Annotated in this window: 14 protein-coding genes and 1 riboswitch; of the genes, 5 read left to right on the top strand and 9 right to left on the bottom strand. The window is 38.7% G+C overall.

The features are described from left to right. Window positions 1-539: 539 nt before the first annotated feature. Complete coding sequence (locus tag IGK01_RS03255; RefSeq protein ID WP_438840497.1) at window positions 540-2,276, bottom strand: fibronectin type III domain-containing protein; 1,737 nt, start codon at window positions 2,274-2,276, stop codon at window positions 540-542. 213 nt (window positions 2,277-2,489) lie between these two features. Between IGK01_RS03255 and IGK01_RS03250 the strand changes: the two genes are divergently transcribed. The 4 genes from IGK01_RS03250 (at window position 2,490) to IGK01_RS03235 (ending at window position 8,582) form a co-directional block, all read left to right on the top strand. Continuing rightward, window positions 2,490-3,431 (top strand): transcriptional regulator, encoded by a 942-nt coding sequence (locus IGK01_RS03250; protein ID WP_438840496.1) that lies wholly within the window; start codon window positions 2,490-2,492, stop codon window positions 3,429-3,431. 612 nt (window positions 3,432-4,043) lie between these two features. Continuing rightward, window positions 4,044-4,694: a lytic polysaccharide monooxygenase auxiliary activity family 9 protein gene (locus IGK01_RS03245; RefSeq protein WP_224434567.1), complete on the top strand. Its 651-nt coding sequence runs from the start codon at window positions 4,044-4,046 to the stop codon at window positions 4,692-4,694. A gap of 395 nt (window positions 4,695-5,089) precedes the next feature. Beyond that, window positions 5,090-6,805, top strand: a complete 1,716-nt coding sequence (locus IGK01_RS03240; protein WP_375152122.1) for an ABC transporter ATP-binding protein — start codon at window positions 5,090-5,092, stop codon at window positions 6,803-6,805. 1 nt (window position 6,806) lies between these two features. Then, window positions 6,807-8,582: an ABC transporter ATP-binding protein gene (locus IGK01_RS03235; RefSeq protein ID WP_438840495.1), complete on the top strand. Its 1,776-nt coding sequence runs from the start codon at window positions 6,807-6,809 to the stop codon at window positions 8,580-8,582. 77 nt (window positions 8,583-8,659) lie between these two features. Here the strand turns inward: IGK01_RS03235 and IGK01_RS03230 are convergent, their stop codons facing one another. The 4 genes from IGK01_RS03230 to IGK01_RS03215 form a co-directional block, all read right to left on the bottom strand. Next, complete coding sequence (locus IGK01_RS03230; RefSeq protein ID WP_375152120.1) at window positions 8,660-9,193, bottom strand: folate family ECF transporter S component; 534 nt, start codon at window positions 9,191-9,193, stop codon at window positions 8,660-8,662. A gap of 36 nt (window positions 9,194-9,229) precedes the next feature. Then, window positions 9,230-9,327, bottom strand: a riboswitch (THF riboswitch). Window positions 9,328-9,481: 154 nt separating this feature from the next. Then, on the bottom strand, window positions 9,482-9,913 hold the full coding sequence (gene mgsA, locus IGK01_RS03225; RefSeq protein ID WP_023519225.1) for a methylglyoxal synthase: 432 nt from the start codon (window positions 9,911-9,913) through the stop codon (window positions 9,482-9,484). A gap of 63 nt (window positions 9,914-9,976) precedes the next feature. Beyond that, entirely contained in the window at window positions 9,977-10,303 is a 327-nt protein-coding gene (locus IGK01_RS03220; RefSeq protein ID WP_010736132.1) for a type II toxin-antitoxin system PemK/MazF family toxin, read from the bottom strand. Continuing rightward, window positions 10,304-10,537: an AbrB/MazE/SpoVT family DNA-binding domain-containing protein gene (locus tag IGK01_RS03215; protein WP_010736133.1), complete on the bottom strand. Its 234-nt coding sequence runs from the start codon at window positions 10,535-10,537 to the stop codon at window positions 10,304-10,306. Between the two features lie 413 nt (window positions 10,538-10,950). Here IGK01_RS03215 and IGK01_RS03210 point away from each other — a divergent pair, with 413 nt between their 5' ends. Beyond that, window positions 10,951-12,060: an ABC transporter ATP-binding protein gene (locus IGK01_RS03210; RefSeq protein ID WP_010736134.1), complete on the top strand. Its 1,110-nt coding sequence runs from the start codon at window positions 10,951-10,953 to the stop codon at window positions 12,058-12,060. A gap of 93 nt (window positions 12,061-12,153) precedes the next feature. Here the strand turns inward: IGK01_RS03210 and IGK01_RS03205 are convergent, their stop codons facing one another. The 4 genes from IGK01_RS03205 to IGK01_RS03190 form a co-directional block, all read right to left on the bottom strand. Then, on the bottom strand, window positions 12,154-12,780 hold the full coding sequence (locus IGK01_RS03205) for a hypothetical protein (RefSeq protein ID WP_019722490.1): 627 nt from the start codon (window positions 12,778-12,780) through the stop codon (window positions 12,154-12,156). 251 nt (window positions 12,781-13,031) lie between these two features. Further along, a complete protein-coding gene (gene rsmA / locus IGK01_RS03200) occupies window positions 13,032-13,916 on the bottom strand; it encodes a 16S rRNA (adenine(1518)-N(6)/adenine(1519)-N(6))-dimethyltransferase RsmA (RefSeq protein WP_010736136.1) in 885 nt (294 codons plus the stop codon). Next, the gene (rnmV, locus tag IGK01_RS03195) at window positions 13,909-14,478 is read right to left on the bottom strand and encodes a ribonuclease M5 (protein WP_010736137.1); all 570 of its coding nucleotides are present in this window, start codon (window positions 14,476-14,478) and stop codon (window positions 13,909-13,911) included. The genes rsmA and rnmV overlap by 8 nt, the downstream gene beginning before the upstream one ends. After that, a complete protein-coding gene (locus IGK01_RS03190; RefSeq protein ID WP_023519222.1) occupies window positions 14,471-15,247 on the bottom strand; it encodes a TatD family hydrolase in 777 nt (258 codons plus the stop codon). Before IGK01_RS03190 ends, rnmV begins: the two co-directional genes overlap by 8 nt. Between the last annotated feature and the right edge of the window lie 25 nt (window positions 15,248-15,272).

Here is a 15,272-nt window from a genome sequence, read left to right as displayed (position 1 = left end):
ATACAAGATGTTTTTTGGTCTATTCCAATGATATAGTCTATTTATCAACAGTCGAACTAAAGGAGGTGCATCTTATGTGGTCAGTTACTCCACCAATGTAAGTGCAAGTTTCAAGAATAGACAAAATCCTCAAGAATAAAAAACGAAAATCGTCGTTTAACAAGCGATTTTCGTTTTTTTATTTATTTTTCTAAAAATCAGCTGTCTCTATCCATCTCTTCTATTTATCGTAATTCTTTCTCGATGATTTTTTTATACATAGCAATATCATAACCAAACAATTATGTTTCTTAAAAAATAAAAAAAGCCCTCTAAAAAGAGGACTTGGAATTTTTATAATAGTTGTTATAATATATGTTTTTTTCATGTTCTGTTATACAAACATAAATAAATAATTGAATTTTTATCATGCGTTTGCCCAATTGCTAAGATTCTCGTTATACATGCACGAAAATCTTAACAATACTGAGCAAATCACTTATTCGTTGATTGATTCAGCATCAACGATTGCTTCATTAATAAAAACGGGTATGGATCGATTAGCCAATCAATTCCCAAGGTCCCCATTGTTCAGTTCCAGGCTCATTGCCTCGTGTCCACCATTTTGCACGATATGTGTTTCCTTTGTGTGTCACGATATCACCTAAATCATAAATTGTATCTGCATCCCATGCTTCTGCTGATGGTGCATCCGCCGTTGTCACAACTAATGCTTTGCTTTCTTCTGAAATGTTGCCCGCTTCGTCAAATGCTTTTACTGTATAAGAATACTCCGTATTAGCTGTTAATCCTGCGTCACTAAATGTATTTGTTTCTGTTTCTCCTACTTGCTCACCATCACGGTAAACATAGTAACCTACTACACCCACGTTATCTGTTGATTGTGTCCATGATAAAGAAACACTCTTGTCACTAATTGATGAAGCCGTAATGTTCAATGGTACTGATGGAGCTTCTAAGTCTGCTGGTGGCTCTTCTAATGTAGAGATCACTAATGCTTTACTTTCTTCTGAAACGTTACCAGCTGCATCAAATGCTTTCACTGTATAAGTGTATTCTGTGCTGGCAGTCAATTTTGTGTCTGTATAAGCATTGTTTGTTGCTCTACCAATTTGTTCGCCATCACGATAAATGTAATAACCTGCTACGCCACGATCATCTGTTGATTTTGTCCATGATAAAGCAACAGTTGAATGTGTTGCTGTGCCTGCTAGATTTGTTGGTTGTGATGGTTTTTCTGTATCAGGTGTTTTTTCTTGGAATAGATCCTGATAAGACTTCGCAAATGATTCATTGTACTCGACACCAGCTGAGTTTCTTCCTTCATCCCAGTTGATACTCCAAGTCATCAAACCTTTTAATGGTGTTTGATCTTTTTCCATTTGTTCGAATACATCGTAAACTTTTGATGGTTCTTTTACAAAACCATTTGCTGCTGCATCTACGTTTGCTGGAATACCTAAAGCTAAGCGATTCGCTGGGATTTGGATAAACCCACCGCTTCCTTCGTTGAAAGCTTTTGAAATTCCATATAAGAATTCAAATTTTTTGCTGTCATTATTTTGAGCGATCCATTCAGTTCCAACACTTATACCGTCACCTGCTTGGTTGTATAACTGTGGTGCAATAAAATCATATTCTTGTTCTAAAGCAGTAATGTATGGTACATATTTACCTTGTGTTCTTAAATATGGAAACTCTGGCGCCATGGAGATAATGAAATGTTTTTGTTCTTTCTCAAAATGCGCACGGACAATCTTCAAAGCATCTGGAATTACTGTTTTATTGTCGCCTGCATCTACTGCGGTTTGTTCTAAATCGATATCTAAGCCATCAAATCCATAAACTTCAACCAAACGGATAATTTCATCGGCAAAGGCTTGTTCTTCCCCTTTATGTAATTCAATATGTGAATCTGCACCACCAAGTGAAATAATGACCACACGATTTTCAGCATTCAAAGTGGCTACTTTTTGTCTAAATTCAGTATCTGACATATTGTAAGGTTTGAATGTTGGGATACCTTCTCCTTTCATGAATGACACAGCAATCACATTATAAAAAGGATTTACTTTTGCCAAATCAGTATCTGCCGGACGGCCACCTTGGTAACCAGCACCTTGTTCAGGCACCCAATTATGATAATAACCTACTGAAACTTGGCGATTTGAGATATCTGGCATCGTATCTGCTGCATCTGCTGCAAACACATCTGTTCCGTCTCCAAACAAACAACCTAAAAGACCAACTGAGAATAATAAACTTTTCTTATTCATTTTTTTCCCTCCTAAATTTGTATTACAGAAGAGATTAAAACATATTTTATCCTTCAAAATTTTTTTTGTTTGGTATTGCAACAAAATAACTTTCCAAACAAAAAAATCGCACTTTTTTAACAAAAGGGCGCACATATGAAAACATAACATCCACATAACTATATTATGCTATTATAACCATGTACAAAAAAACAGCTTCTGGAGGAAATGAACATGACAGAACATGCTGCTCTAATTCGAAAATTAAGAAAAGATCGTGGATTGACACAAGAACAACTAACTTCAGGTATCTCACAAAGAGGAACCTTAGCAGCTTTTGAATCACGTGGAACAAAAATCGGCTTTGAACTAATAGTAAACTACCTTGATCGGATGAATATCACACTTGAAGAATATCAATTTTTATTGAATAGTAATTCGTTGTCTAATAAACAAAAATTAACGAATTATTTAATCACTTCAAAAACCATTACATCTGCTCAAGAACAAGAATTGCTCAACGAATTTGAAAAAACAGGAAACATTTATTATCGTTTGATCTACGCCCAAAGAAAATTGATTTCAAATTATCTGTATAGTAGCTCTTTTACCGCATCAATGAAAAAAGAAATCAGTGTTATAAAGAAGTATCTTGAAAAGATTGATACATGGGGGCACTTTGAATTGACTATTTTTTCGAATTGTTTATTTATTTTTGATGATGAATACATTGCCTATTCGTTCCAAAATAGTGTCACAAAGATGAAAGCCTACATAGATAATACCTATTATTCGGAGCTTCTTTCTAACTTTATTTTGAACGGCATACGTCTTTCTTTTAACCGTGAATCAACCACATTACGCAAATTATTTCTAGCCCAATTAAAAAAAATCGCGACGACACACAAACAAACACTCGATCTTGCACATTACAAAGTGTTTACTGCTTTAGATAAACTAGCTGATGGACAAAAAACAGCTTTAAAAGAAGTGGAAACGGGTATTGCGTTTTTTGAATGGTTAGATCTTTCTACGAGTAAAGACTACATGATCAATCTAAAAGAAAAATTTTGCGCTGAAGTATGTGATTTTCCGAACAATGATCATCACACAAAAGTCGTTGTCAAAAGTACGTGCGATCGCCTCTCTCCACAACGCCAAGTGAATACTGCCTAAAATAACCGCGTATCTCCTCACTCCCAATGAGAAGATACACGGTTTTTAAGTCTCTCTGTTTATTCTCGATTGATTCGATAGGTTCCACTGGAATGGCGTGCTTGATACGAGAGTTTCTAAACAGTTCATTGCACATTTCGTAGTCAGACGATTATCGATCAAAGAACTATCAGAAATGCAACGCATTGAAGAAATGCGTCTTCGTGTATTCCTTTCAGGGGCACCGATTACTAAAGTCAACAAATCCTGGCCAGTCATATGGACCACCTACAAGGGCGCACCAGCCTACTGCCTGTGTAGGTGCATAACGTTGCTTCCTTCATTTTCTGATTCGTTCTCTACATTTCCTCTCAATAAATTCTTTTGTTACTTGTTTTATCCCCATGTCTCCCCTTTCTATACTGTGCAAACGCGACTCCTTCAGTGGCAGTTCTTTCTCCAGCGAACATTTGCGTTTCACCTAAAAAATGACTAAATAGTATAATTTCTAATAACACTCGCGATGAACGAAATTTTTTTGTTGCAATAACATACATAATTTTCAGATTAAAAATATATCAGTTATGATAACAATCGTACATTACACAAAGTAAAAATATCGGAGGAATTATTATGAAAAAGAGTACATTAATTGGTTTAGGATTCATTTTGGCAGGTATCGGAGCAAGCACGCTTACTTCTGTTGATGTTGCTGCTCATGGTTATGTTTCTGAACCAGCAAGTCGTGGCTACCAAGGAAGCCTTGACAAAAATACAAACTGGAATGCTGCATTCAAAAAATACGGAGCTGTTATCAATGAGCCACAATCCCTTGAAGCACCAAAAGGATTCCCAGCTGCAGGACCTGAAGATGGTCAAATCGCTTCTGCAAATGGTACGGTAGGTGATTTCTTATTGGATCAACAAACAGCCTCATTGTGGACAAAACAACAACTGACAGCTGGTGCAAATGATTTTACTTGGACATTCACTGCCAACCATGCAACAACGAAATGGCATTACTACATGACGAAAGCCGGTTGGGATCAAAATGATGCGTTGACAAGAGACGACTTGGAATTCATTGGTGAAGTAGGCAATGATGGACAACTAGCTTCTACTAATCCGACACATTCGATCAACATTCCCAATGACCGATTAGGTTATCATGTGATCTTAGCTGTTTGGGATGTCGCTGATACTAAAAATGGGTTCTATAATGTCATTGATGTCGATGTTAAAGGTGAAACAGTTTTAGCTGACTTACAAAAAAAAAATTATTAATGACCGAAAGAGACCAAGGCAGGAATCTTTAGCCACGGAAATAAGTCACCATCTACGAGAGTTGTTCGTCAATTTTTTGTAGATGGTGCTTTTTTGTAATTATTTTTTTCTATGGTTTATTCAATTATAGGCGTTGCAAGAGCGACAACGCGTTAAGCGTTATGGTGTGATTTCTTAAGTTTTACTAAAATGTGCGGATTATGAAAAGGCTTGTTCTCTTTTCATTCTAAATTTCATAAGCTACAATATGAGAGTACCTAGTTATATCATCGTTAGATTTCTCGCTGCAAGATATTTTTGTTGCTTTAAGGATATCTATTTATCATAAATCGGTTGTTTTTTGCCGATAGACGTTCGAACAATATTGGGTAACTTGTTTTTAGGAGGAAATTTTTATGATTCAGTTATTGCGCTATGCGAAAGACTATCGAAAACAAATCATCCTAGGTCCTGTATTTAAATTTTTAGAAGCAGTCTTTGAATTGATTTTACCTTTACTGATGGCTTCGCTGATCGATAATGGGCTAAAAATGAACAATCGTGAAGTGATCATCAATATGGGTATCTGGATGATCGCGATGTCGGTGATCGGATTGATCTGTGCCATTATTTGTCAATATTATTCATCCATTGCCTCTCAAGGGTTTGGAACAGAACTTAGAAATCAACTCATCAAAAAAATCAACTCTTTCTCCCATAGTGAATTAAATCATTTTGGGACGGATACATTGATCACGCGGATGACCAATGATATCAATCAGCTACAACTTGCACTCGCAATGGTTATCCGTTTATTGATCCGAGCACCTTTTTTAAGTATTGGATCAGTAGTGATGGCGTTTGTGATCGACTGGCAAGTCGGGCTATTCTTCTTAGCTTTATTACCAATTTTTTCAATCATTTTATACTTTATTATCCGTAAGACGATCCCCCTCTATCAAAAAGTCCAAGAAAAGTTGGATGGTCTAAACGAGACTGTTAGCCAAAACTTAAGCGGGGTTCGTGTGATCCGAGCATTTTCACGTACCAATAAAGAAATCGAAACATTTGATGAAAACACAGATGTCTTAGCAAAAAATTATTTACGTGTTTCCAATATCTCCGCTTTGCTCTCTCCGGCAACGACATTGATCATGAATGTCGGAATCATTTGTCTATTGACTGTCGGCGGGGTCAAGGTAAATATCGGTTCCTTACAACAAGGACAAGTTTTAGCATTGATCAATTACATGAACCAAATGTTATTAGCCTTGATCGTCGTTTCCAATCTTGTCGTGATTTTTACTCGTGCAGAAGCTTCTGCTCGGCGGGTCAAAGAAGTCTTAGATACCGAAAATACCATTACAGATGCTGAGACTCCTAGTGAACCAGTCATGGATTCTGAAACAATTCTACAATTTAAAAACGTAGATTTTCGTTATACGCCAGAATCTGGTCTGTCATTACAAGGAATCAATTTCACTTTGAAACGCCAAACTGTCTTAGGGATCATTGGTCCGACCGGAAGTGGGAAGACGACATTGACACAATTGATCCCACGTTTTTATGATGTTAGTGAAGGCTCTGTGCTATTTGATGAACAAGACGTTCGTGACTGGCCCTTAGATACATTACGAAGTCAGATTTCGCAAGTACCACAAACGGCTGTCTTATTCACCGGTACCATTCGGGAAAATCTTCAGTGGGGAAAACCTGACGCGACAGACGCAGAGTGTTGGGAAGCTTTGGCAATTGCCCAAGCGGAGGATTTTGTTCGCCAATTACCCAAAGGTTTAGACACAAGAGTCATGGAGAATGGGAAAAACTTTTCCGGAGGACAAAAACAACGGTTGACGATTGCTCGTGCATTGATCGCCAAACCCGCCTTATTGATCTTAGATGACTCCTTGAGTGCCCTTGATTATCAAACGGATCTAAACTTACGCCAAGCACTACAAACTTCCCTCAACACAACGGTCATCATTATTTCTCAACGCATCCGTTCGATTCAACAAGCAGAGCATATCCTCGTCATGGATCAAGGAAAAATCGTAGCCCAGGGTACGCACGATACATTGCTTAGTCAATCTTCTGAGTATCGTGAAATCGTGGCATCACAGGAGGAGGAATAAAATGAAAACAAAAAAACTATCTTGGCAAACGCTCAAACGTTTTGTTCCTTATCTGACGGCCCATCCACGTGAAATTTGGTTAGCTGTCTTGTTGGGAATCGTCAATGGTGTTGCTACCGTCGTAATGACCTTACAAATCGGTCAAAGTATCGATCAAATGGTTGGTGTGGGACAAGTCAACTTTACTCGATTAGTCCAACTTCTGGTGATGTTTGGCGGGATCGTTTTACTTAATGTCATCAGTCAATGGCTGATCCAAGTATTAAGTAACCGATTGGCTTACCTCTCCGTTGCGAATCTACGAAAAGATGCCTTTGCTCGTTTGAATCTTTTACCTTTAAGATACTATGATCAAAATTCACATGGGAATATCGTCAGCCGTTTCACAAATGACATGGACAATATCTCCATCGCGATATCAGCGGCGTTCAATCAATTATTTTCTGGGGTAGCGATCATTATCCTCTCACTGATCTTCATGCTCAACTTGAATCCGTTATTGACACTTGTCGTCATTTGTTCGACACCAATCATTTTCTTAGTCAGCTGGTTAGTCGCACGGGCTTCTCAAAATGATTTTGATAACCAACAAAAAATCATTGGGAACATTTCAGGATTCGTTACGGAACGTATCGGTAATCAAAAAATCATCAAAGCGTTCCAACAAGAAGAAGTCAATCAACAGCAATTCAGCGCATTGAATGCTGACTTATATGAGAAAGGGCAGCGCGCGCAATTCTCTTCTTCATTAACGAACCCATCTTCTCGTTTTGTCGATCACTTAGCCTATCTCTCCATTGGTTTGATTGGTGGTTTACTTGCCTTACGAAGTGATTCAACGATTACTGTCGGGATCATTTCAAGCTTTACGATCTATTCAAGTCAGTTTTCAAAACCTTTTATTGAATTATCAGGGATCACGACACAGATCCAAACAGCATTTTCTGGTTTAGAACGAGCATTTGAATTGATCGACCAACCGGAAGAAACGCCAGATGAACCTTTTGCGTATCAACTTGAGCCTCAAACGATCAAAGGCGAGGTCGCTTTTAAACATGTTTCTTTCTCTTATGAGCCACAACAACGGTTGATCGAGAATTTCAGCTTTGTTGCCAAACCAGGTCAAACAGTGGCAATCGTTGGTAAAACAGGAGCTGGTAAATCCACATTAGTGAATTTATTGATGCGGTTTTACGATGTCAATTCTGGGACGATCACGATCGACGATTATGATATTACCCAAATCGCCCGTGATTCCTTACGTAAAAGCTTTGGGATGGTTTTACAAGATACTTGGTTATTCGACAGTACGCTACGAGAAAACTTACGTTACGGGAAGCCAGATGCCAGTGATGAAGAAATCAATGAGGCCCTAAAATCAGCCTATATGTATGAATTTGTCCAACGCTTGCCACAAAAACTAGATACACGCATTGGTGGACAGGGATTAAAAATCTCCGATGGGCAGCGTCAATTACTGACGATCGCTCGTACGATGATCAGTAATCCACCCATGTTGATACTTGATGAAGCAACAAGTTCAGTGGATACATTGACAGAGAAGAAAATCCAAAATGCCTTCCTAAAAATGATGGAAGGAAAAACTAGTTTTGTGATTGCCCATCGCTTGTCCACGATCAAAAATGCCGATCAGATCCTCGTGATGGATCAAGGGGCAATCGTTGAGATAGGAACACATGATGAATTATTGAAAATCGAAGATGGTAGCTATCGTCAACTTTATCAAGCGCAATTTACTGGATCGGTTGAAAAATAGTGAACATCGAATCAGATGATTTTTCTGATCTATGCAAAAAACAAGCAGTCTTCTGGGATGGGAAGACTGCTTGTTTTTTATTTTGTATGCGTCGTTAAACTCCGCAAAATTCTTTTATATGGCATGGCGCGCCCAATCACGTAGATCATCGTCGATTGGATCGGCAACCAGATAATGGCTTTTAATAAACGTGGTCCCCAGAATACCCAGTTCATCGGTACTTGATACATGATGACCAACCATAATGGTGTCAGGATCAAGCTAACGAACACTGTCACACTGAGCGTGGCTAAGATTGCATTTTTCCAAGTGATCTCTTTGCGATGGAAAAAGAACCCATAAATCGCTCCTTCAATAAAAGCATTCAACGTGAAGCCAATGAAAAAGACAGATTTAGGAAATAATGCCATACCCACCACATCAGCTAACACAGAACCGACCCCTGTCCAAAATGGGCCAAATAAAATACCCATGATTACTTGGGGAATGAACGTTACACTGATTTTGAGTAATGGTGTTTCAAATGAAACTAAGCGAGACAACGTGACCATCAATGCGATCAGCAGTCCCATGATCGTAATCATACGAGCATCTAAACGATTTTTCTTCATTTCTAGCATCTCCTTTAAGAGCTGCTACATGTTTCATGCAGCGAATGCGAAAATAAAACCGCGAACTTACGTCCTTCGTCCTAGAGGCAACATCCCATCCTCTAAGCACTTAACGCTTTATTTTCTACTCTGTTAATAGTGGGAACTTATCCCAGACAAACTATAGCATAGAAAAGGAAGAACTGTAAATAAAAAAACCTAATGTTCTAAACGAAAACGATTCCTAAGTTCGTAACATGGCAGACATTCGCCTTGATCAACTGTCTCTATCCTCATAAAATCCGAATTTTAAATCTTATTAGGAAAAGGGATCTTACTTCCTTCTTCATGGATCACTTGTCGGAACTCCAAAAATCCGGCTTCAAGCCCTCGTAATAAAACTTCTGCGGTACCGATATTCGTTGCTAAAGGAATATCATATACATCAGCCAAGCGGATCAACGCAGTGACATCAGGTTCATGAGGTTGAGCTGCTAAAGGATCACGCAGGAAAATCACTAGATCCAATTCATCTTCTGAGATCATCGCGCCAATTTGTTGGTCACCGCCTAAAGGTCCTGAATTGAACCGATGGACCAATAATCCTGTGGCTTCTGCAATCTTTTGTCCGGTCGTCCCTGTCGCGAATAGTTCATGTTGTTCCAGTATCGTTTTGTAAGCAGTGGTAAATTTTATCATCAATTCTTTTTTGCGATCATGTGCAATCAATGCTATCTTCATCCGTCCTCACTCCTTTTTTACCAGTGTACCAAATTTCTTTGTGGTTTGATATTTTTCAAATTTCTATAAAAACATATCAAGGACTTCTAGTACATCCACCCATGTGAGAATATCACATTGTTCAATTTTTATTATGTTTCTAGCGGTGTAGTCAATTGAACGCAATTGATGTGTAACAACTTGTCCAGAAATGATTTGTGGTTCTTTGATCTTAATATATGTATCAAATTTTCTTTCAGTTGATGTGATTGGGCAAATCAAACAAAAACCAGTGTATTGGTTGAAGTTATTCTTACTTACTACCAAACCTGGTCTTCGCTTCTTTATTTCCTTTCCTCTAGCTGGATCAAAATCCAGCCATACAATATCTTTTTGCTTTGGATAATCCATTTATAGTTCCTCCCCCTCAAGGTTCATCTCATCCCACTCTTTATCTTCTTGGGTGATTGAATCTCTAAAGCCTGCCCATGCCTCTGGAGTCTTAAAAATATCTTCTTTTTTGGGCTTTAATACATATGTTTCACCTATTTTAATAATCGTATATATTTTTCCAACTTCTGGAGAAATATCTTTGGGAAAAATCGCTCCTACAGAATTTCCAATCTTTCTAACAGTCGTTTCCATTATTATCATCTCCCAGCTTATGTTAAATCGAGTTTAACTTAATTTAACATGAAAATCAAATTTTGTTTTCTTGGTTGCCTCCTTTTTTATATCTCTTAATATCTACAAAGTATTATACGCTCTAAGATAGTGAATACACGGTAAATCTTTGATAACTCGAGCAGTAAAAACAAAAAAATAAATTGCCATATTGCTGGAGTTTGCTCTCATTGTTGAAGGATCTGTTTCATGAACATCATTTATTCTATTTTATAGGTGGCAGATTTAGTAATCTCACGCACTTTCCAATTATTTTGTACACATTGACGAAAGTTCCTACGAATTCTTGTTCATTGTGACATTGAATATAGATAGCGCTTTCAACTATACTAAACACATCAAATAAAAGAAAAAAAGAAAGCGTGGTTTGTACGATGGTAGAAATGGCTCTGAAAAATGTATACAAGAAATATGATAATGCAGAAAACTATTCTGTTACTGACTTTAACTTGGCAATCAAAGATCGCGAATTTATCGTATTCGTTGGTCCTTCCGGTTGTGGGAAATCAACAACTCTACGAATGATCGCTGGTCTTGAAGATATTTCCGAAGGAGAATTGAATATCGGAGGCAAAGTAATGAACGATGTTGCTCCTAAAGACCGTGATATCGCGATGGTATTCCAAAACTATGCCTTATACCCTCACATGACGGTATTTGACAACATGGCGTTTGGTTTGAAATTGCGTAAATACGATAAAGCAGACATCCAACAACGTGTAGAAAATGCTGCAGAGATCCTTGGTTTGACTGAATACTTAAAACGTAAACCTGCTGCTCTTTCTGGGGGGCAACGTCAGCGTGTGGCTTTAGGTCGTGCCATCGTACGTGATGCGAAAGTCTTCTTGATGGATGAGCCATTGTCAAACTTGGATGCCAAACTACGTGTAGCCATGCGTGCCGAGATCGCGAAGTTGCATCAACGCTTAGAAACAACAACCATTTACGTTACCCATGACCAAACAGAAGCGATGACGATGGCAGACCGTATCGTCATCATGAAAGATGGATTTATCCAACAAATCGGTTCACCGAAAGAAGTTTATGACACACCAGTCAACATGTTCGTTGCTGGTTTCATTGGTTCGCCTGCCATGAACTTTTTCAACGTAAAATTAAGCCAAGGCGTTATCTCAGATGGTCATGGACTAAAATTGAGAATCCCTGAAGGTAAAAATAAAGTACTAGTTGAAAAAGGTTATGAAGGCAAAGAACTTGTCTTTGGTATTCGTCCTGAAGATATCCACAGTGAACAAGTTGTCTTGGATGCCTCACCAGAAACTGTTGTCAATTCAGAAGTCGTTGTTTCAGAATTACTAGGCGCAGAAACCATGCTTTATACTCGCACTGGAACAACTGAGTTCATTTCAAAAGTTGACGCGCGTGACTTCCATAAACCAGGAGAAATGATCGACCTTGCCTTCAATATCAATAAAGGCCATTTCTTTGATAAAGATACAGAAGATGTCATCACGATCCCATAAACGAAACAGAACTTGATGATACGTAAAAGACCCAACGATCGTTCGATCTTGGGTCTTTTTTTGGTTATTTTTCAGTCTTTATCTGTGGCATTGCTAAACGACTTTTTTGATCGTTCCTTGCACGATCTCTTTCTTTTGCTGTTTCTTGGCAGCAGTGAAAACTGGGACATCAAAGAATTTACTCAATGTTCCGGCAATGAAGTAAGCGATATTGTAATCCACCAAACTATGGATCAAGCCACCGATCCCCATCAAGATGAATACGGTATAGAAGTAGCCTTCTGCATAGTATGTTTCCGGCATATTCCCAATGAAGAAGAACACACTCACCACTAGCATTTCGATGATCGAGTGGATCACGCCGATCAATAAGTTAAACCCTTGAAAACGCCAGTTCATTAATGTGAATTGCCCGTCTTTTAAGACGATCCCTGGTTTTTTTTGTAAATACCATGCACCGATTAGAGCGAATACCAAATGAGACAATGCACGAAGCGCAATAATCACAGGTGTCGTCAAGAAGAAACCAAATGTTGTACCTAGCGCCACTGCCACAGCTACACCGGGTGAAAAAAACATTGCGATAAATAATGGCACATGTGAAGCTAGTGTAAATGAAGCAGGCGGAATTACGATCTTAGGCATGATCATCGGAATAAGAACGCCCATCCCGATCAATAAAGCGGAAATTGTCAATTTTCTTACAGAATTTGTTTTCATTTTTTTACTCCCTTGATGTGTCTTGACACATTTGTTTTGACCTATTGTACCGCTAACTTTCTAATGTGTCAAGACACATCAAGAGGAACAAGGCGCCTGAAATACCACCCTCTTTAAAATCCAAGAATTTGATTTGGGATCTTGTTTCCTAAAATAGTCAGGCATCACTTGAAGAATACCCAAAATGGTTTTCTCAAGTGATGCCTTCAGACTTAGAGCGAAAAGACTTTTTCAGCCTTCTATTCCTCATTTTATTTTTTTAGATGTTCCATAGCATTGCTCAAAGCAGCAAATTCTTCTAAAGAAAGTGTTTCTCCTCGTCTTTTCGGATCGATTCCTGCCTCTGTTAGACTTGCGGTTAACCAACTTTTAGTTTCTTCGTCTTTCCCATAGGCATGTTGCAAATTATTCCATAAAGTTTTTCTACGCTGTTGAAACGCAGCCTTTGTCAGACGGAAAAAGGCTTTTTCATCCGTTACGGAAACTGCTGGTATTGCGCGTCTTGTCAATTTCAAGATTGCTGAATCCACGTTTGGTTGTGGCACAAATACTGTTTTTGGCACAATAAACGCCAAACTTGCTTCCATATAGTATTGCACAGCGATCGATAAAGAACCATATGCTTTTGTTCCCGGTTTTGCTGAGATGCGATCAGCGACTTCTTTTTGCATCATCACGATCATTTCGTCAACCACTACGTCTGATTCAAGAAAGTGCATCATGATCGGTGTCGTAATATAATAAGGCAAATTAGCCACCACTTTCAATGGTAACCGCTCATTGAATTGAGTATTGACTGCCTCTGCTAAATCAGTTTTCAAAATATCTTGGTGGATGACTGTGACATTCGGATAAGGTGAAAGGGTATCTGCCAAGACAGGAATCAATCGATCGTCGATTTCAAATGCGACTACTTGTTTGGCATGACGCGCGATTTGCTCTGTTAATGCACCAATTCCTGGCCCTACTTCGATCACATTAGTCTGCTGATCGATTTGACCAGTTTCAATGATTTTCCGAAGGATATTCGGCTCTGTCAAAAAGTTTTGTCCTAAGCTCTTCTTAAAAGAGAAGCCGTGCTTCAATAAAATTTCTTTTGTTCTAGTGGGTGTTGCAATATCCCGATATTCACTCATAATGATCCTCCACTTTTTTCATTGCCTGCTTAAACTCAGTTAACGTAATTCGGAACATGTTCAATCGTTTTTCCAATTGTTTTCCGTTCGTATAGCCGATGCGTAATTCATCACCTAGCATCTCACGTTTTTCTTTTGCATGTGCTCCGGCAATCAATCCATATGCAACCAGCATTTGTCTAGTGATCTCCGGTACTTGGGTCTCATCATCGACTGGCGTAACGACCTTTTTCAACGCTTCTAATATCGCTTCATCACTCGCATGTTCGACCCCTAAGCTTCCCTTTTTTTTCGGTACGGCTTGGTTCCTTGGCAAAAATGCATGTTTTGCTTGTGGTACCACTTCCATGATCGTTTTACGGATCTTCTCACCTGAGAAATCTGGGTCCGTAAAAATAATGATTCCCCTAGTTTCCTGTGCATGTTCGATCTGCATCAAGATTTCTTCATTGATCGCTGAACCAATCGTTTCTATCGTATCGGCTTCAACCACTTCTTGTAGCCTTCTCGTATCGTCTTTCCCTTCGACAACAATGATTTCTTGGATCTTTAACTTAGTCATGCTCTGATAATCCAAATAAATGATGGGCGTTTTTCCATGTTTGTGCCGCAACTTCTTCCATTGGTAGTTGACGAAGTTCAGCGATCTTTTCGACTGTGTAACGAGTATACCCTGGTTCATTTCTTTTTCCTCGATAGGGCACTGGCGCTAAATAAGGAGCATCCGTTTCCACTAATAGACGATCCATTGGGACGTTTGTCGCTGCTTCTTGCACATCTAACGCCTTTTTGAATGTCACGACACCACTAAAAGAAATGTGCATCCCTAAATCAAGGAAACGTTGTGCCCATTCATAATCACCACTAAAGCTATGCATGATTCCGCCAATATCACGAATGTCTTCTTCTTTTAACACCTTATAAGTGTCTTCCAAGGCATCTCTCGTATGGATACTGATCGGTAGACGCATTTCTTTTGCGATGGCGATCTGTCTTCTAAAGATTTTATCTTGGACTTCTTTGGGATCTTCCATCCAATAATAATCCAGTCCGATTTCACCTAAAGCAACCACTTTTGGTAAAGTCAGTTGTTCTTGTAGTTTGTTTTCGATTTCTTTCGTATAGCTACCAGCTTCTGTAGGATGCCAGCCGATGATGCTATAAATGTTTGGGTAATCTTGACTAAGCATCAAGGACTTTTCGATCGTTGGTGTATCAAAGCCTACAACGGCCATTTTAGTCACACCTAGTTCTTCTGCACGCTGGATCGTTTCAGGAATATCATCATTGAATTGTTCCGCGTTCAAATGAGTATGAGAATCAAATATCATCTTTATCTCTCCTTTTCATTCATTA

Source organism: Enterococcus sp. AZ080 (assembly GCF_051714945.1).
Lineage (GTDB): Bacteria > Bacillota > Bacilli > Lactobacillales > Enterococcaceae > Enterococcus_B > Enterococcus_B pernyi.
Note: the sequence above shows the minus strand (reverse complement) of the source record. Positions and strands in the feature narration are given on the sequence as shown.